General features: G+C 58.3%; 1 protein-coding gene. It reads right to left on the reverse strand.

Annotation, left to right across the window (positions count from 1 at the left end; all coding sequences use genetic code 11):
- The coding region (locus tag EN862_RS34905; protein WP_135913285.1) for an AAA domain-containing protein at nt 1-415 on the reverse strand (415 nt) is incomplete at both ends.

Raw genomic sequence — 415 nt, forward strand, 5'->3', positions numbered from 1 at the left:
GCCGACGGGATGCATTTGCTGGGTGAGAAGCCACTGCCGGAAATTGTCCTCCGCGTGCCATTTCTCCAGCAGGCGAACGATGGCGTCGGCTTCGACCGGATTGATCTTGCTGCTCGCTTCTTTGCGTTCATATGCAGCAGCGCCCAGGCTGTCCGTGGTGATCCAGGCGAGGGGTTTGTTCAGCTCCTTCGGCAGGCACTGTTCGTCGATTTCGGGCGCAGTGCGGCCAGCCGACAATGTGAGGTCTGGATAGAAGACTTCGGAAACCAGCTGACCGATCGGCGGCAGCATGCGGTATTGGGTCTTCAGTCTTGCGCCCGCTTTGCGCCCATAAGGGGTCGTAAATACCCGCTCGAAGTCACTGCGCTTGATCTCTCTTTTGGAGATGGCTGTGCGTTCTGCCACAAGGTTGACA

The sequence above is a fragment of the Mesorhizobium sp. M2E.F.Ca.ET.219.01.1.1 genome, assembly GCF_004016445.2.
Taxonomy (GTDB): Bacteria; Pseudomonadota; Alphaproteobacteria; order Rhizobiales; family Rhizobiaceae; genus Mesorhizobium.